Source organism: Methylobacterium sp. 88A, assembly GCF_000376345.1.
Taxonomy (GTDB): domain Bacteria; phylum Pseudomonadota; class Alphaproteobacteria; order Rhizobiales; family Beijerinckiaceae; genus Methylobacterium; species Methylobacterium bullatum.
Genome location: NZ_AQVT01000001.1, coordinates 3,566,007 through 3,583,485 on the forward strand (window position 1 = coordinate 3,566,007; position 17,479 = coordinate 3,583,485).

The following is a 17,479-nucleotide window of genomic DNA, read 5'->3' on the forward strand; positions in this document are numbered from 1 at the left end:
GGGCGGATCGTCGGATAGGATGGCATTGTCTCGTCCTTCGACGATCAGCAGGCAGGTCGCAGCGTGGCATCAAGGACCGTCAAGACCGTACCGAACGGGGCGACCATCGCGGGGCGGGTGAAGGACGCCGTTCGTCGCGCCTGTCTCCTCGCTCTGTTCGCGACGCCCCCGCTGTTCTCGTCGAGCCCGTCCGCCGTGGCCCAATGGGGGGATTCCTACGATACCCCTCGCGGCGATTCCTACTACGCGCCGCGCCGCCGCCCCCGCGAGGAGGGTGATTACGGCGCACGCCAGGCCAATCGGCGCTACACCCCTCCCCCTCAGGAGGCACCGCGCCAATTCTACTGGCCTTGGGAGGATCGTCCTCAGCAGGTTCAGCCGACCCCCGCGCCCGTGCCATCGGCCCGACCCACCCGGCCGCGGCCGCCGACCATCGGGGAGAGCCAGCGCTCCTACACGAAGCGGCCGCGTCCCGCTCCGGTGATCGCCCAGCCAAAGCCGGTCCAGCCCAAGGCGGAGCCGTCGATCCGCATCGCGGTGTTCGGCGATTCGCTGGCGAGCTATCTCGGACGCGGCCTCGACGACGTGTTTGAGGACAATGCCGATGTGGCGATCCTCGACCGCTCGAAGGCCGATAGCGGCCTCGTCCGGAAGGACGTGGTCGACTGGCCCAAGGCCGCGGAGGATTTCCTCAAAACGAGCCCGAAGGTCGCCTACGCCGTGGTGATGCTGGGCGCGAACGACCGGCAGCCCATCCGCGAGGGGACGGAGAATGTCGACCCGGGGACGGAGCGCTGGCGCGAGATCTACCGCGACCGCGTGGACGCCCTGGCCAAGGTCTTCGCCAGCCAGAAGATCCCGTTCATCTGGGTAGGCGCGCCGCCCATGCGCAGCGAGCCACTGACGAAAGACATCGCGTCGATCAACGACCTGATCCGTGACCGGGTCGCCAAGGCGGGCGGGACTTATGTCGACATCTGGCCGGGCTTCGTCGACGACCGCAACCGCTTCACCATGACCGGCCCCGACCTGGAGGGGCAGGAAGCCAAGCTCCGGACGTCGGACGGCGTGCATTTCACCAAGGCGGGCGCCCGCAAGGTCGCGCATTTCGCCGACGTCGAACTCAAGCGTCTCATGGGCACGAACCCCACCGAGGCGCCGGCCGTCGCGCCCGTGGCGACGGTTCCCGGCCCCCTCCTCGATGGCGAGACACCGAAGCTCGACGATACCGCCGCGATCGATCGCCAGATCACCGCGATGCTGCCGAGCCTGCCGGAGCCTCCGGGCATCCCCGCCTTGCCGGTGAAGCCCGCGTTCGGCCCGGTCATTCCCCTCGGCCGCGCCGAAGTGACGCCCGGCGGCACGCTCATCAGCGGACGACCGCGCGATGGCGATGCATCGGGGAACGTGGAGCGGGTGCTTCAGCGCGGCTCGGCGCCGATGCCCCAGCCGGGCCGGGCCGACGATTTCAAATGGCCCCCGGGCTGAGCCCGGCGTGGCGGAACTGAGTTCGAGAAGAGATCGAGTCGCCGGGGCCTGGCATAAAGCCGGCCCCGGATTGCTACTTCAGCGCGGCAGGACGCTCGATCCCATCAGCGCCTCGTCGATGGAGCGCGCCGCCTGGCGGCCTTCACGGATCGCCCAGACCACGAGGGACTGCCCACGGCGCATGTCGCCGGCGGCATAGATCTTCTCGTTGGACGTCCGGTAATCGAGTTCGTTGGCGGTGACGTTGCCGCGCTTGTCCATGATGACACCGGATTCCTCGAGCAGGCCCTTGCGGACCGAACCGGCGAAACCGATGGCGAGGAACACCAGATCGGCCGGCAGGGTGAACTCACCGCCGGGAACGGGCTGGCGCTTCTCATCCACACGGGTGCAGACCACGCCGGTGAGCTTGCCCTTCTTGTTGCCTTCCAGGCGAAGCGTCGCGGCCTGGAACTCGCGCTCGGCGCCTTCGGCCTGGCTCGACGAGGTCCGCATCTTGGTCGGCCAGTAGGGCCAGACCGAGAGCTTGTCCTCGCGCTCGGGCGGACGCGGCCGGATGTCGAGCTGCGTCACCGAGAGGGCGCCCTGCCGGAAGGAGGTGCCGACGCAATCCGACGCCGTATCGCCGCCGCCGATCACGACGACGTTCTTGGCGGTGGCGAGGATCGGCAATTCGCCGTTGCCCGGCATCGGCTCGGCACCCACCCTGCGGTTCGACTGGACGAGGAACGGCATCGCGTAATGCACGCCGGCGAGCTCCTGGCCGGGGAGCTGCGGGTTGCGCGGATCTTCGGCGCCGCCGGCGAAGAGCACCGCGTCGAACTCGGCGGTGAGCTCGTCGAGCGGCTTCGTCACGCCGACATTGACGCCGTAATGGAAGGTCACGCCCTCCGCTTCCATCTGCTTCACGCGCCGGTCGATATGGCGCTTCTCCATCTTGAAGTCGGGGATGCCGTAGCGCAGCAGACCGCCGGCCTTCGGCTCACGCTCGAACACATGGACGTCGTGGCCGACGCGGGCGAGCTGCTGCGCAGCGGCCATGCCCGCCGGCCCCGAGCCGATGACGGCGACCCTCTTGCCGGTGCGGGTGGTGGGGATTTCCGGCTTCACCCAGCCGTTGTTCCAGGCACGGTCGGCGATGGCCTGCTCGATCGTCTTGATGGCGACGGGCTGGTTCTCGAGGTTGAGGGTGCAGGCCTCCTCACACGGCGCGGGGCAGACGCGGCCGGTGAACTCGGGGAAATTGTTGGTGGAGTGGAGGTTGCGCGCGGCCTCCTCCCAATCCGACTGGAAGACGAGCTCGTTCCAGTCCGGGATCTGGTTGTGGACGGGGCAGCCGGTCGGCCCATGGCAGAACGGGATGCCGCAATCCATGCAGCGCGCCGCCTGCTTCTTTAGGTCGTGCTCGTCGAGAGGCAGCGTGAACTCGCGGAAGTGCCGCACGCGGTCGGCTGCGAGCTGATACTTCTGCTCCTGCCGGTCGAACTCGAGGAAACCCGTGATCTTGCCCATGACCTAAAGCCCCACTCACCCAAAGCGCTCCGCACGAAGCGGAGACCGATTCTTCTTTCGCGAGCGAGCTCGCTACGGTCTTAACCAGTTCTCGACGTCGAGCATCGGCACCCGCGAGAACTCACCGACATTGTCCGTCACCAATACACTGCCATCGCAAATCGCGTGCGACGCGATCAGCAGGTCGTTCGCTCCGATCGGTGTTCCAGCCGCTTCGAGAAGTCGGCGCAGTTCGCCATAGGTGTGATCGACGGGCACGGAGAGGGATGCGACGGTGATCGCACCCAAAACCGCATCCACCTGCCGGGTCAGGCGTTCGGATCCTTTCTTGGCAGCACCGAAACGCAGTTCCGAGGCCACCACCACACTCGTGTAAACGTTCGACTCCCCCACCTGCGCAATCGTCTCCCGGAGGAGCCCATTGGGAGCGCGAACGAGGGCCGACAGGATGTTCGTGTCGAGCAGGTAGCGCACTAGAGATCAACCGGCTCCGGAAGACGGTCCTCGATCTCGGGCCACGCGTCGTCCAGAGGCATGAGGCGCGAAAGGGTCGACAGGAGGGAAGGCTGTCCGACGGCTTCGAGCGTCAGACGGCCGGCCTCCAAGCGAAGGATCGCCTCGTCGCCGGGCAGAGCGAACTCATCCGGGAGCCGGATGGTCTGCTCATGCCCTTCGCGATGAAGCTTGATCCTCCGTTCGATCATGCGTCCCTTCTCCTCAGTCACGGTCCGACGCGAAACGAGCGTCCGCATCGATCCCCTCGACGACGTCGGATCGGAACCGATCCGACGTCTCAGTGCTATTCCGCCGCCACCGGCATCCGCGCCATCTCCATTTCGCGGAGAGCGCGGCGGTATTCCACCGGCATCACCTTCACGAACTTCGTGCGGTAGCCGGCCCAGTCTTCCAGAATCGCCTTGGCACGCGGGGACCCCGTGTACTTCAGGTGATTGGTGATGAGCTGGCTCAGGCGCTCCTCGTCGTGCCCGGACATGTCGGCGAGGATGTCGACGCGCCCCTTGGTCTCGAGGTCGCCGTCCTGGTGGAAGCGGCGCATGACGTCGTCCTCCTCCTCGACGGGTTCGAGATCGACCATGGAGAGGTTGCAGCGGGCGGCAAACGAACCGTCCGCATCGAGCACGTAGGCGATGCCGCCCGACATGCCGGCCGCGAAGTTGCGCCCGGTCTCGCCGATGGACACCACGACGCCGCCGGTCATGTACTCGCAGCCATGGTCGCCCATGCCTTCGACCACGGTGATGGCGCCGGAATTGCGGACGGCGAAGCGCTCGCCGGCCGAACCCCGGATGTAGCATTCGCCCGCGATGGCCCCGTAGAGCACCGTGTTGCCGGCCATGATCGTCCGACCGGCGGGCGACCGCAGCGCGTCGCTCGGCCGGATGATCAGCTTGCCGCCCGACAGCCCCTTGCCGACGTAATCGTTGGCGTGGCCCGTGAGAACCACGGTGATGCCGGCGGCGAGCCATGCCCCGAAGCTCTGGCCGGCGGTGCCGGCGAGGTTCACCGTGATGGTGTCGTCGGGCAGGCCCTCATGGCCGTAGCGCTTGGCGACGACGCCGGAGAGCATCGCACCCGCGGTGCGGTCCGAGTTCCTGATGACCTCGTTGAGCACCACCGGCTCGGCGGTCTCGATGGCCGCCTTGGCGCCTTCGATCAGGCGACGGTCGAGCACCGTGTCGATCGGATGCTTCTGCTTCTCCGTATGGCGGATCGCCACGTCGGGGCCGACATCGGGCCGATGGAACAGCTTCGAGAAATCGAGGCCCCGCGCCTTCCAGTGGTTGATGACCTCCAGCGTGTCGAGGAAGTCGGAGCGGCCGATGAGGTCTTCGAGCTTGGTGTAGCCCATCGCCGCCATCAGCTCGCGCAACTCCTCCGCCACGAAGAAGAAGTAGTTGACCACATGCTCGGGCGTGCCCTTGAAGCGCTTGCGCAGGACGGGATCCTGCGTCGCCACGCCCACCGGGCAGGTGTTCAGGTGGCACTTGCGCATCATGATGCAGCCGGCCGCGATGAGCGGCGCGGTGGAGAAGCCGAACTGGTCGGCGCCGAGCAGGGCCGCGACGAGCACGTCGCGACCGGTGCGGATGCCGCCATCGGCCTGCAGCACGACACGACCGCGCAGGTGGCTGAGCACCAGGGTCTGCTGGGTCTCGGCGAGACCCGTCTCCCATGGCCCGCCCGCATGCTTGATCGAGGTCAGCGGCGCGGCGCCGGTGCCGCCGTCGAAGCCCGAGATCGTGATGTGGTCGGCGCGCGCCTTGGCGACGCCGGTGGCGACCGTGCCGACACCGACCTCGGACACGAGCTTCACCGACACGTCGGCGGCTGGGTTCACGTTCTTCAGGTCGAAGATGAGCTGGGCCAGGTCCTCGATGGAGTAGATGTCGTGATGCGGCGGCGGCGAGATCAGGCCGACGCCGGGGGTGGCGTAACGGACCTTGGCGATCTTGGCGTCGACCTTGTGGCCGGGCAGCTGGCCGCCCTCGCCGGGCTTGGCGCCCTGCGAGACCTTGATCTGCATCATGTCGGCATTGACGAGATACTCCGTCGTCACGCCGAAGCGGCCGGAGGCCACCTGCTTGATCGCCGAGCGGCGCGAACGACCGTCGGCCATCGGCTTGAACCGCTCGACCTCCTCGCCGCCCTCACCGGAATTCGAACGACCGCCGAACGAGTTCACCGCGATGGCGAGGGTCTCGTGGGCTTCCTTCGAGATGGAGCCGTAAGACATCGCGCCCGTGGCGAACCGCTTGACGATGTCCACCGCCGGCTCGACCTCTGAGATGTCGACGGGCGCCCGGCCGAGCTCAGCCGCCTGCTTGATCCGGAACAGACCACGGATGGTCTTGAGGTGGTTCTCCTGCTCGTTCACCAGCCGGGCGAACTCGCGGTAGCGCTCGGGCAGGCCGAGGCGCACCGCGTGCTGCAGGGTCGCCACCGAATCCGGCGTCCAGGTATGGCTCTCTCCACGCAGGCGGTAGGCATATTCGCCGCCGACATCGAGGGCATGGCGGAAGACCGGGGCATCGCCGAACGCGTCGGCATGCCGCCGGGCGGTCTCCTCGGCGACCTCGGCCATGCCGATGCCTTCGATGGTGGTCTTGGTGCCGAAGAAGTCGCGGGCGACGAAGGACGAGTTCAGGCCGATCGCGTCGAAGATCTGGGCGCCGCAATAGGATTGATAGGTCGAGATGCCCATCTTGGACATCACCTTGAGCAGGCCCTTATCGATGGACTTGATGTAGCGGTAGACGATCTCGTCGTCGGTGAGATCCGGCGGGAACTCGGCCTTCATCGCGATCACGGTCTCGAAGGCGAGATAGGGGTTGATGGCCTCCGCGCCGTAGCCGGCGAGACAAGCGAAGTGATGCACCTCGCGCGGCTCGCCGGATTCGACCACGAGACCGACCGAGGTGCGAAGCCCCTTGCGGATCAGGTAGTTGTGCACCGCCGCCGTCGCCAGCAGGGCGGGGATCGCGATGCGATCCGGGCCGACGCCGCGGTCGGTCAGGATGATGATGTTGTAGCCGCCGCGCACCGCCGCCTCGGCCCGGTCGCAGAGCCGGTCGACCGCGCCTTCCATGGCGACGGCGCCGGATTCGGCCGGGAAGGTCATGTCGAGGGTCTTGGTGTCGAAACGGTCCTCGAAATGCGAGATCGAGCGGATCTTCTCCAGATCGCCGTTGGTCAGGATCGGCTGACGGACCTCCAGGCGCTTCTTGCGGGAGGCGCCCTCCATGTCGAGCAGGTTCGGGCGCGGCCCGATGAACGAGACGAGGCTCATCACGGCCTCCTCGCGGATCGGGTCGATCGCCGGATTGGTGACCTGGGCGAAGTTCTGCTTGAAGTAGGTGTAGAGCGGCTTGGGCTTGTCGGAGAGAGCCGAGAGCGGCGTATCGGTTCCCATGGAGCCGACCGCCTCCTGGCCGGTGACGGCCATGGGCGCCATCAGCAGCTTGAGGTCTTCCTGGCTGTAGCCGAACGCCTGCTGCCGATCGAGCAGCGACACGTCGGAGCGCGAGGCGCGCGGGATGACCGGCTTCAGGTCTTCCAGCACGATCTGGGTGTTCTTCACCCATTGCGCATAGGGATTGGCCGCCGCGAGCTCGCTCTTGATCTCCTCGTCGGAGATGATGCGGCCCTTCTGCAGGTCGATGAGCAGCATGCGGCCCGGCTGCAGGCGCCAGGATTCGACGATGCTCTCGTCCGGGATCGGCAGGACGCCCATCTCGGAGGCCAGCACGACGAGGCCGTCCTCGGTGACGATGTAGCGGGCGGGGCGCAGGCCGTTGCGGTCGAGGGTCGCGCCGATCTGGCGGCCATCGGTGAAGCACACGGCGGCGGGGCCGTCCCACGGCTCCATCAGCGCGGCGTGATATTCGTAGAACGCCTTGCGCTCTTCGCTCATGAGCGGATTGCCGGCCCAGGCCTCCGGGATCAGCATCATCATGGCATGGGCGAGCGAGTAGCCGCCCTGCACGAGGAACTCGAGGGCGTTGTCGAAACAGGCCGTGTCGGACTGGCCCTCGTAAGAGATCGGCCAGAGCTTCGAGATGTCGTTGCCGAACAGGTCCGAATCGACACTGGCCTGGCGTGCCGCCATCCAGTTCACGTTGCCGCGCAGGGTGTTGATCTCGCCGTTATGGGCGACCATCCGGTAGGGGTGCGAGAGCTGCCAGGTGGGGAAGGTGTTGGTGGCGAAGCGCTGGTGCACGAGGGCGAGGCCCGAGACGTAGCGCTCGTCCTGCAGGTCCTTGAAGTAATGGCCGAGCTGCGTGACCAGGACCATGCCCTTGTAGACGATGGTCCGGGTCGAAACGGAGACCGGGTAATAGGCTTTCACGCGCGGATCGTTGAGGCCATAGACCTTGTTCGAGATCACCTTGCGGGCGATGAACAGACGGCGCTCGAACGCGTCCTCGTCCGTGATCGCGGCTGGGCGGCCGATGAAGACCTGCTTGTGGTGCGGCTCCGTCTCCTTGACGCGCACGCCGAGGTCGCTCGAATCCACCGGCACGTCGCGCCAGCCGAGGAAGGGAAGCCCTTCGTCCTGGAGGGCCTTCTCGACGATCTCCTCGACGATGCGGCGGCCTTCCTCGTCCTTCGGCATGAAGAACTGCCCGACGCCGTAATGGCCGGGCTCGGGCAACGCGATGCCGAGGCTCTCGCACTCCTCCTTCAGGAGGAAATGAGGGATGTGGGTGAGGATGCCGCAACCGTCGCCCATCTTCGGATCGGCGCCGACGGCGCCGCGATGGTCGATGTTCTCGAGGATGAGCAGGCCCTGCGCCACGATGGCGTGGGTGCGCCGGTCATGCATGTCCGCCACGAAGCCGACGCCGCAGGCATCGCCCTCGCGGGCGGGATCGTAGAGGCCCTGCTTGGGCGGGAGAGCGTGATCGCGGACGACGAGCGGCGCGACGCCGTCCCGCGTGGCGGGGATCGGGTTCTGGACGACCCCGGCAACCTCAGATGCGGCCATGTTCATAACCCCTCAGCCTCGTTCGTCCGTGCCCGCATGCGAGCATGTTTCATGCCCAAATGCCATCCGGCACTCAGGCTCCGTCCTCGACGCGGTCGGATTCGGGCAGGGTCTTCGGTGAGGAAGCGCCCGCTCTCCGCGGGCTCAGCGCCGGCTTGAATTCAAGCCGTGCGGGCCCGGATCGCCGCGATGGCGACCGGCTTGGAATCTCGTTTTTTCGTGAGATTCGACACCCGCTCCAGACCTTCCACGTTCCTCGAAGGCACTTCGTCCCCGGCGATCGCTCGCCGTAGGGACGCCCCGCCAAAAATGGGACAGCCGTACTGTCCTAATTACGGAAGGTGACAGATTTTAAACGGTCCAGCAAGAGGCTCGCGCGCGTGTTGGACAGGTTTGATACGCCATGCGACGCCGCGACCGGCCGAGGCGCCCGGTAGCCTATGGACAGCACTCGTCCCTAACGGAATCACGGCGGATCGCGGTCGCCCGCGACTTGCCGCGCTTCACTCGTATTCCCGCCCCATTCAGGCAGTCTACAGGGCTTGCCAAGCACAAGCGGCATGCGGGGTGATGGACCGCACGGAGACCTCCATAGACCTGCGCGAACAGTGGGCTACGGAACGACGACACTTCATCGAGACGAGGCACCATGGAATCGAGCCGCAGGGCGCCTGTGCGCTCCCATACGATCAGCCTGACCATGCTGGCGGGGTTCATCACCCTATCGGCTCTCGGGACGGGCACGGCCCAGGCACAGTACGGCTACGAGCCCGATCCGTTCCTTCCCCCCCGTGCCGTGGTCTGGCGCCTCAACGACCGGGGCTTCACCGAAGTGACGCGGCCGCGATTCGACGGCCGGGCCTATATCGTCGAAGCGACCGGCCCCTATGGCGACAGGGTCCGGTTGTTCGTGGACGCACGGGACGGCGCCGTTCTCGACCGCCAGCGGCTCGGTGTCCCGATGCAGCCGGCACCGGTTCCGGTCGCCCGTCCGGCGGCGCCCGGCTATGGCTGGACCGAAGCGGACGAGCAGCCCCGTCGACCGATGCGCGAAGCGGAACGGCTGGTTCCTCCCGGCAGGATCCCGAGCCAGGATAGCATCGGCCGGCAGCCGCGTTACGACGTGGCGGCGCGCCCCGAGTCCACCACCCGCGCCGAGCCCTCCGACCGCAATCCGCTGGGCTTGAACCCGGATGCCCGGTCCGGCGACGTCAGACGCCCGGCGGAAGCAGCACCTGCCCGCAAAATCACCAGATTGGCCCCGCCAGCGAAACCGGCCGCGCCCCGGCTAGCGCCGGAAGCCCCCTCGCCGTCCCCCGCGGACGCAGCGTCCGACGCTCGGGCCAGCACGCCGCCGGTCGCCGCCATCGAGCAGCCGAAGGCCGAGCCAACGACGCCGGCAGCGAATCAGCCCCGACGCGACACGGCGCAGGCTCCGTCATCCGCCAAGTCCCAGACCTGGAGCGACCCGCCGTCTGACAGGAAGGCCGTTCGGGTCATCGGCGGCGCGACGGTGGTGCCGGGATCGACCGACAAGGATCAGCCGGGCGACCGTCCGGCCGAGTAGCCGGCACCTCAATTTCCACCATGCCGAAAGAAGGCGCCGAGCCATGAGGGCTCGGCGCCATTTTCTTTGAAGCGCCTCCGGCCGTTCAGCCGGCGTCGCTGGCGCCGGCACCCTGGAGGTGCGGATCGTTGGTGGCCGCCCGAACGGGGCTGTCGTTCTGGTCGGGGGAGGTCGTGATCGCCTTCAACGCCAGCGGATCGAGGCCGCTTCCCTCCGTGGGGCCATGCGCTTCGAGGGCGCGGCGCATCTTCGGCGTCCAGAACGCGACGATGTGCTTGTGAATTCCGGCGACCGCCTCGTCATCCGGATAGGATCGGAAGAAGCCCGCGATCTGGTTCGCCATGCGGACGAGCTTGTCGTTGGTGGTCAGGGCGCTCATGGGACTGGCTCTGGTCGACGGGTGAAGGGGGCCGCGCGCCTCTAGCACTCGGCTGCAAGGAGAAGGCGTTCGCGGCCGGTGAAGACCGTGAGGGTGTCAGACCGGGCGATGGCGCAGAGCGTCATGTCGTGCAGGCGCGCCCGGTCGATGGCCAACGATGTCGGGGCCGAGATCGCCACGAGGATTGCGGCGCCGAAGGTCGCGGCCTTTTCGACCATCTCGAACGAGCAGCGGCTGGTGATGACGACGAACCCCTCGCGTGGGTCGGTCCGCTGCCGCATCAGCGCGCCAATCAGCTTGTCGAGGCCGTTATGGCGGCCGACATCCTCGCGCAGGGCGAGAAGGTTGCCGTCGCGATCCGCCCAGGCCGCGGCATGGACGGCGCGGGTCGTGTGGTTGAGAACCTGCGCGTCGCCCATTCCGAGCAGGGCGCGCTGGATCGATTCGATCCCGACCGACTGCACCGCATGAGCACGCGGCTCCGCCTTGGGCAGGGCGGCGAGATCGTCGATCCCACAGACGCCGCAACCGGTGCGCCCGGAGATGGCGCGTTTCCGGGCAAGGTGCTCGCGCAACCGCCCCGGTGCGAGATCGACCACGAGGCGCAATCCCCCGTCCCCGTCCTCGACCCGGACCGACCTGATCTCGTCGGCGGACTCGACGATTCCCTCGGTGAGGCTGAACCCGTAGGCGAAATCCACGAGGTCGGACGGGGTCGTCATCATGACCGCGTAGGGCACGCTGCCATAGACGAGGTTGACGGGCATCTCGACGGCAAGATCGCGATGCCCTTCGCGGGCCGTGGGGTCGTCGTAGGCCACGACCAGGGTCGGGACACGCCGGCTCGTCGGAGCCGGCGCGTCGCTCTCGTTCAGATCGTTCCGTTCACTCGGCAGCATTCAATTGCGTCGCGATTCTCGTGAGCGAGAAGTCCTCCTCGAAGAACTTCGCCTGCCAGTCCGACGGCCGGTTGGTCCGTCGCACCTGCACCGCCGTCACCTTATACTCGGGGCAGTTGGTGGCCCAGTCCGAGAAGTCGGTGGTGATGACGTTGGCGCCGGTCTTGGCGTGGTGGAACGTGGTGTAGACCACGCCCGGCTGCATGCGCTCGGAGACGATCGCCTTGAGCGCGATGTCGCCGGAACGGCTCTCCAGGGCCACCAGATCGCCTTGGACGATGCCGCGCACCTCCGCGTCGAACGGGTGGATCTCCAGCACGTCCTCCTCGTGCCAGCGCGAGTTCTCCGTGCGGCGGGTCTGCGCGCCGACATTGTACTGCGACAGGATGCGGCCGGTGGTGAGGATGAGCGGGAAGCGCGGGCCGGTGCGCTCCTCGGTGGCCACGTATTCCGTGATCATGAACTTCCCGAGGCCGCGCACGAAGCGGTCCACGTGCATCATCGGCGTGCCGTTGGGGGCGGCGTCGTTGCACGGCCACTGGATCGAACCGAGCTCGTCGATCTTGGCGAAGCTCACGCCCTTGAAGCTCGGGGTGAGCGAGGCGATCTCGTCCATGATCTCGCTGGGATGCGAATAGTTCATCGGGTAGCCCAGCGCGTTGGAGAGCAGGATCGTACCCTCCCAATCGCCGTAGCCGGCCAGCGGCGGCATCACCTTGCGGACGCGGCTGATGCGCCGCTCGGCATTGGTGAAGGTGCCGTCCTTCTCGAGGAACGACGCGCCCGGCAGGAAGACGTGGGCGTACTTGGCCGTCTCGTTCAGGAAGATGTCCTGGACGACGATGCATTCCATCGCCATCAGGCCGGCGGTGACGTGGTGCGTGTCCGGGTCGGACTGGGCGATGTCCTCGCCCTGGATGTACATGCCCTTGAAGGCACCATCGACGGCTTCGTCGAGCATGTTGGTGATGCGCAGGCCCGGATCCTTGTCGAGCTGGACGCCCCACAGGGATTCGAAGGTCTCGCGGGTGGCATCGTCCGACACATGGCGGTAGCCCGGCAGCTCGTGCGGGAACGAGCCCATGTCACAGGAGCCCTGGACGTTGTTCTGGCCGCGCAGCGGATTCACGCCGGCGCCCAGCATGCCGATATTGCCGGTGGCCATGGCGATGTTGGCCATGCCCATGACCATGGTCGAGCCCTGGCTGTGCTCGGTGACGCCGAGACCGTAATAGATGCCCGCAGCCCCGCCGGTGGCGTAGAGGCGGGCAGCGCCCCGGATGTCCTCGGGGTTCACGCCGATCTTGTCGGCCTGGGCCTCGGGCGAGTGACGCTCCTCGGCGATGAAACGCGCCCAGGATTCGAAGTCGCCGAGATCGCAGCGCTCGCGGACATAGGCCTCGTCGATGAGCCCTTCCGTGACGATGACGTGCGCCATCGCGTTGATGAAGGCGACGTTGGAGCCGGGCTTCAGCGGCAGGTGATAATCGGCCTCGATATGGGGCGACTTCACCAGGTCGATCCTGCGCGGATCGGCGACGATGAGCTTGGCACCCTCACGCAGGCGCTTCTTCATGCGCGAGCCGAAGACCGGGTGACCGTCGGTCGGGTTGGCGCCGATGACGAGGATCACGTCGGAATGCGCCACCGAGGCGAAGTCCTGCGTGCCGGCCGAGGTGCCGAGCGTCGACATCAGGCCGTAGCCCGTGGGCGAATGGCAGACGCGGGCGCAGGTATCCACGTTGTTGTTGCCGAAGGCGGCGCGCACGAGCTTCTGGACGAGGTAGGCTTCCTCGTTGGTGCAGCGTGACGAGGTGATGCCGCCCACCGAATCCTTGCCGTACTTGGCCTGGATGCGCTTGAACTCCGACGCGGCCCGGTCGATCGCGACCTCCCACGACACTTCCTGCCAGGGGTCCGTGATCTTGTCGCGGATCATCGGCTTGGTGATGCGGTCCTTGTGGGTGGCGTAGCCGTAGGCAAAGCGACCCTTGACGCAGGAATGGCCCTCGTTGGCCTTGCCGTCCTTGTAGGGGACCATGCGGACGATGCGGGTGCCCTGCATCTCGGCCTTGAACGAGCAGCCGACGCCACAATAGGCGCAGGTGGTGACCTCGGAATGGTCCGGCTGGCCGTGCTCGATGATCGACTTTTCCTGAAGCGTCGCCGTCGGGCAGGCCTGGACGCAGGCGCCGCAGGACACGCATTCGGAATTGAAGAAGTCGGTGGGGCCGGCAGCCACGCGGCTGTCGAAGCCACGGCCCGAGATCGTCAGCGCGAAGGTGCCCTGGGTCTCTTCACAGGCGCGGACGCAGCGATTGCAGACGATGCACTTCGACGGATCGTAGGTGAAATACGGGTTGGACGTATCCTTGGCCAGGTACTGGTCCGAGGACGGCTTGACGTGGTTGGCGCCGTCATAGCCGTAGCGCACGTCGCGCAGGCCGACCGCGCCGGCCATGTCCTGCAACTCGCAATCGCCGTTGGCGGCACAGGTCAGGCAGTCGAGGGGGTGATCGGAGATGTAGAGCTCCATCACGCCCTTGCGGAGCTTGGCGAGCTTGTCCGTCTGGGTCGAGACCACCATGCCGTTCTCGGCTGGGGTGGTGCAGGAGGCGGGCGTGCCGCGCCGCCCCTCGATCTCCACGAGGCAGAGGCGGCAGGAGCCGAAGGCTTCCAGCGAATCGGTGGCGCAGAGCTTGGGGATCTGCGTGCCGGCATGCATCGCCGCCGCCATCACCGAGGTGCCGGCGGGAACGGTCACGCTCATGCCGTCGATGGTGAGGGTGACGGTCTGCTCGTTCACCCGGATCGGGGTGCCGTAATCGATCTCTTTGATGAGGGCCATGGGTCGCGCCTCCTTATTCAGCGGCCACGGACATCGGTCCGCGCTGCTGGAAATCCTCGGGGAAATGGGTGATCGCGCTCATGACGGGCATCGGTGTGAGCCCGCCCATGGCGCAGAGCGACCCATCGGTCATGACGTCGCAAAGGTCGGCCACGACGGCGAGATTCTCGGTGGGACGGATGCCGGCGATGACCTTGTCCATGGTCTCGACGCCGCGCGTCGCGCCGATGCGGCAGGGGGTGCACTTGCCGCAGGATTCCACCGCGCAGAACTCGAAGGCGAAGCGGGCCTGCTTGGCCATGTCCACGGTGTCGTCGAACACGACGATGCCGCCATGGCCGACGAGGCCCTTCTTGGCCGCCATCGCCTCGTAGTCGAGAGGCGTGTCGAGGAGATGGTCGGGGAAGTAGGCCCCGAGGGGGCCGCCGACCTGCACGGCGCGGACCGGACGGCCGCTCTGCGTGCCGCCGCCGAAATCCTCGATGATCTCGCGCAGGGTGATGCCGAAGGCGAACTCGATGAGGCCGCCATGCTTGATGTTGCCGGCGAGCTGGATCGCCAGCGTGCCGAGCGAACGACCCATGCCGTAATCGGCATAGGCCTTGGCGCCGTGCTCCAGGATGTAGGGCACGGCCGTGAAGGTCATGACGTTGTTGACGAGGGTCGGCTGACCGAGGAAGCCCTTGAGTGCCGGGATCGGCGGTTTGGCGCGGACGATGCCGCGACGACCCTCCAGGCTCTCCAGCAGAGAGGTCTCCTCGCCGCAGATGTAGGCGCCGGCGCCCAAGCGCACTTCAAGATGGAAGGCCTTGCCCGAGCCCGCCACGTTCTCGCCGAGATAGCCGGCGGCCCGGGCGTTGACGATCGCTTCCTTGAGCGTCGCGAAGGCCTGGGGATATTCGGACCGCAGGTAGATGTAGCCGCGCGTGGCGCCCGTCGCGATGCCCGCGATGGTCATGCCCTCGATGAGGTTGAAGGGGTCGCCCTCCATCATCATCCGGTCTGCGAAGGTGCCGGAATCGCCCTCGTCGGCATTGCAGACGACGTATTTCTGCTCGGACTGGGCGAGCATCACCGTGTTCCACTTGATGCCGGCGGGGAAGCCGGCACCACCGCGTCCACGCAGGCCGGAATCGCGCACCTGCGCCACGATGCCGGCGGCATCGAGCTTCAGCGCGGCGTCCAGCCCGTTATAGCCGCCATGCGCCCGGTAATCCTCCACCGAGACGGGATCGATCACACCGCAGCGATGAAAGGTCAGGCGCTGCTGCCGGGCGAGATAGGGCATCTCCTCGGGCTTGCCGAGGCGAAGGGCATGCTCGCCGCCGTTCACCAGACCGGCATCGAGAAGGCTGTCGACATCGCCGGGAGTGACGGGACCGTAGGCGATGCGGCCCTCCGGGGTCGCGACCTCGACCATGGGCTCGAGCCACAGCATCCCGCGCGAGCCCGTGCGGACGATGGTGACGTCGAGGCCGCGGCGCTCGGCGCCGGCGAAGATCGCGCGGGCGACACGGTTGGCGCCGAGACCGAGGGCGACGGCGTCGCGCGGGACATAGATGGTGATGCTCACGACTTCATCTCCGTGAGGGCCGATTCCAGGGAATCTGCGGTGAGGCGCGCGAGCGGCTCGTCGTCGACCAGGGCGCCCGGACCGTTGGCGCAGAGGCCGAGACAATAAACGGGCTCCACGGTGATCTGACCGTCAGGCGTCGTCCCGTGCCAATCGATCCCGAGGCGGGCGAGAATGTCGGCATGCAACGCGTCCGAGCCCATGGCCTGGCAGGCCTCGGCCCGGCACAGCTTCACCTGATGCTTGCCCGAGGGAGCGCGACGGAAGTCGTGGTAGAACGTGATGCAGCCGTGAACCTCGGCCCTAGACAGGTTCAGCGCATCCGCGATCAGCGGGACCGCGCCCTCGTCCACGTAACCGAAGGTCTCCTGCAAGGCGTGGAGGATGGGGAGCGTGGCGCCTTCGAGATGCGTATGGTCGGCGATGATGCCGGCCGCACGCTGCGCGCTCCAGGGCTCGTGCTGCAGCATTGTTCCTACCTAGTGAACTTGTTGTCGTTCCAAGGTGGTATATCTCCGAACGTGAATCAATCGCGCGGTTCGGTCGGTCGACAATGCTTTTTTGTTATAATTCTATTGTGCGCTGCGAAAGGGCAGTGTGACGAGTGAGTTGAGGGGCAGCCCGTCAGAGCGAGGCGATGTCGTCGGCGACGGTGGGAGCGATCGCCTGGGCCTCGACGATGAGCGCGGCGCAGAGGGGCGTCATCGGGTCCCGTTCCGGCACCACCAGCCCGATCATGTGGCTCACATCGGGCTCACCGATCGGAACGGAGCGGACGCGCTCACTCAGGCGGAAGCTGTCGGCGAGGACAGCGGGCATCACGCTCGCCCATTTCGCCGTGCGGACATGGGTGAGCAGCACGATCATCGAGTTGGACTGGAGCAGCGGCGCGGCATCCCGCCCGGCATTGTGCAAGTGACCGTCGATGATGCGGCGGTTCTGCATGTCCGGCGTGAGCAGGCACAGGGGCAGACGACCGACCTCCTCCCAGCTGACCGAATCCCTCTTGCCGTAGACGCCGTCGATGGCCGTGAGCAGGCGGTAGCGCTCGCGGTAGAGTGGCACCGCGATGACTTTCCCGAGGGGCTCGTTCTCCAGATAGGTGATTCCGGCATCGATCTCGTGGTCGGCGATCAGCCGGCCGATCTCGCCGGAGGTCGTCGAGTGGACGGAGAACCGCACGTCGGGATGGCGGGCACGGAAGGGCGTCGTCAACGAGGCGACGATGGGCGTCGCGGTGGGAACCGCCGCGAGCCGCAGGGTACCCGACAAACCTCGGCGCAAGCTGGCCACCTCTTCCCGCATGGCGCGCGCGTCGCCGACGATCCGGCGTGCCCAATCGAGGACGCGCTCGCCTTCCGGGGTGAACCCCTGGAAGCGGGACCCGCGCTCCACCAGCAGGACGCCGAGTCGCTCTTCGAGCTGCTTCACCCCGGCCGACAGGGTTTGCTGAGACACGTTGCAGAATTGCGCCGCCCGGCCGAAATGCCGCTCGCGGGCCAAGGCAAGGAGGAATTCGAGACGCTCGATCACCGCCGGGACCTTATCGTGTTCATCCCCGTTCCGGCCTTCGGCGCGTTCGAAACCTGGATGGGCACGGGCATCCTCGCACGGGATCAGGCCCCCTCCATAGCGGGAACGGCGCTATACTGGCGATGGATTCAACCCCGAAGACCGCTGTAAGATAAATTTAAGTTTGCCGCCGAG

At 66.9% G+C, this 17,479-nt stretch carries 12 protein-coding genes; 2 read left to right on the top strand and 10 right to left on the bottom strand.

Features of this window, described 5'->3' with window-relative positions:
• Positions 1-171: 171 nt before the first annotated feature.
• Entirely contained in the window at positions 172-1,488 is a 1,317-nt protein-coding gene (locus A3OM_RS0117070; protein WP_245257847.1) for an SGNH family hydrolase, read from the top strand.
• 78 nt (positions 1,489-1,566) lie between these two features.
• Here A3OM_RS0117070 and A3OM_RS0117075 read toward each other — a convergent pair whose 3' ends face one another.
• From A3OM_RS0117075 to gltB, 4 genes are all read right to left on the bottom strand, one after another.
• The gene (locus tag A3OM_RS0117075; RefSeq protein WP_018044985.1) at positions 1,567-3,000 is read right to left on the bottom strand and encodes a glutamate synthase subunit beta; all 1,434 of its coding nucleotides are present in this window, start codon (positions 2,998-3,000) and stop codon (positions 1,567-1,569) included.
• A gap of 72 nt (positions 3,001-3,072) precedes the next feature.
• Positions 3,073-3,474, bottom strand: coding sequence for a type II toxin-antitoxin system VapC family toxin (locus A3OM_RS0117080; RefSeq protein WP_018044986.1), 402 nt, complete (start codon positions 3,472-3,474; stop codon positions 3,073-3,075).
• The gene (locus A3OM_RS0117085; RefSeq protein WP_018044987.1) at positions 3,474-3,704 is read right to left on the bottom strand and encodes a hypothetical protein; all 231 of its coding nucleotides are present in this window, start codon (positions 3,702-3,704) and stop codon (positions 3,474-3,476) included. The genes A3OM_RS0117080 and A3OM_RS0117085 overlap by 1 nt, the downstream gene beginning before the upstream one ends.
• Positions 3,705-3,799: 95 nt before the next feature.
• Entirely contained in the window at positions 3,800-8,512 is a 4,713-nt protein-coding gene (gltB, locus tag A3OM_RS0117090) for a glutamate synthase large subunit (RefSeq protein WP_018044988.1), read from the bottom strand.
• Between the two features lie 643 nt (positions 8,513-9,155).
• Here gltB and A3OM_RS0117095 point away from each other — a divergent pair.
• On the top strand, positions 9,156-10,073 hold the full coding sequence (locus tag A3OM_RS0117095; protein WP_018044989.1) for a hypothetical protein: 918 nt from the start codon (positions 9,156-9,158) through the stop codon (positions 10,071-10,073).
• An 85-nt stretch (positions 10,074-10,158) separates the two neighbouring features.
• Here A3OM_RS0117095 and A3OM_RS0117100 read toward each other — a convergent pair whose 3' ends face one another.
• From A3OM_RS0117100 to A3OM_RS0117125, 6 genes are all read right to left on the bottom strand, one after another.
• On the bottom strand, positions 10,159-10,452 hold the full coding sequence (locus tag A3OM_RS0117100) for a formate dehydrogenase subunit delta (RefSeq protein WP_018044990.1): 294 nt from the start codon (positions 10,450-10,452) through the stop codon (positions 10,159-10,161).
• A gap of 41 nt (positions 10,453-10,493) precedes the next feature.
• On the bottom strand, positions 10,494-11,351 hold the full coding sequence (gene fdhD, locus A3OM_RS0117105) for a formate dehydrogenase accessory sulfurtransferase FdhD (protein ID WP_018044991.1): 858 nt from the start codon (positions 11,349-11,351) through the stop codon (positions 10,494-10,496).
• Positions 11,338-14,199 carry a formate dehydrogenase subunit alpha gene (gene fdhF / locus A3OM_RS0117110; protein ID WP_018044992.1) on the bottom strand — a complete coding sequence of 954 codons (2,862 nt, stop codon included), beginning with the start codon at positions 14,197-14,199 and terminating at the stop codon, positions 11,338-11,340. Before fdhF ends, fdhD begins: the two co-directional genes overlap by 14 nt.
• A 13-nt stretch (positions 14,200-14,212) precedes the next feature.
• Positions 14,213-15,772 carry a formate dehydrogenase beta subunit gene (locus A3OM_RS0117115; protein WP_018044993.1) on the bottom strand — a complete coding sequence of 520 codons (1,560 nt, stop codon included), beginning with the start codon at positions 15,770-15,772 and terminating at the stop codon, positions 14,213-14,215.
• Positions 15,769-16,242: a formate dehydrogenase subunit gamma gene (locus A3OM_RS0117120; RefSeq protein WP_018044994.1), complete on the bottom strand. Its 474-nt coding sequence runs from the start codon at positions 16,240-16,242 to the stop codon at positions 15,769-15,771. The genes A3OM_RS0117115 and A3OM_RS0117120 overlap by 4 nt, the downstream gene beginning before the upstream one ends.
• Positions 16,243-16,396: 154 nt before the next feature.
• Positions 16,397-17,305, bottom strand: coding sequence for a LysR family transcriptional regulator (locus A3OM_RS0117125; RefSeq protein WP_018044995.1), 909 nt, complete (start codon positions 17,303-17,305; stop codon positions 16,397-16,399).
• Positions 17,306-17,479: the final 174 nt, after the last annotated feature.

Excerpts from the sequence above, each read along its gene's own strand:
- A3OM_RS0117120 (WP_018044994.1), bottom strand. The coding sequence starts at position 16,242 with ATGCTGCAGCACGAGCCCTGGAGCGCGCAGCGTGCGGCCGGCATCATC.
- fdhF (WP_018044992.1), bottom strand. The coding sequence starts at position 14,199 with ATGGCCCTCATCAAAGAGATCGATTACGGCACCCCGATCCGGGTGAAC.
- A3OM_RS0117085 (WP_018044987.1), bottom strand. The coding sequence starts at position 3,704 with ATGATCGAACGGAGGATCAAGCTTCATCGCGAAGGGCATGAGCAGACC.
- fdhD (WP_018044991.1), bottom strand. The coding sequence starts at position 11,351 with ATGCTGCCGAGTGAACGGAACGATCTGAACGAGAGCGACGCGCCGGCT.
- A3OM_RS0117100 (WP_018044990.1), bottom strand. The coding sequence starts at position 10,452 with ATGAGCGCCCTGACCACCAACGACAAGCTCGTCCGCATGGCGAACCAG.
- A3OM_RS0117075 (WP_018044985.1), bottom strand. The coding sequence starts at position 3,000 with ATGGGCAAGATCACGGGTTTCCTCGAGTTCGACCGGCAGGAGCAGAAG.
- gltB (WP_018044988.1), bottom strand. The coding sequence starts at position 8,512 with ATGAACATGGCCGCATCTGAGGTTGCCGGGGTCGTCCAGAACCCGATC.
- A3OM_RS0117095 (WP_018044989.1), top strand. The coding sequence starts at position 9,156 with ATGGAATCGAGCCGCAGGGCGCCTGTGCGCTCCCATACGATCAGCCTG.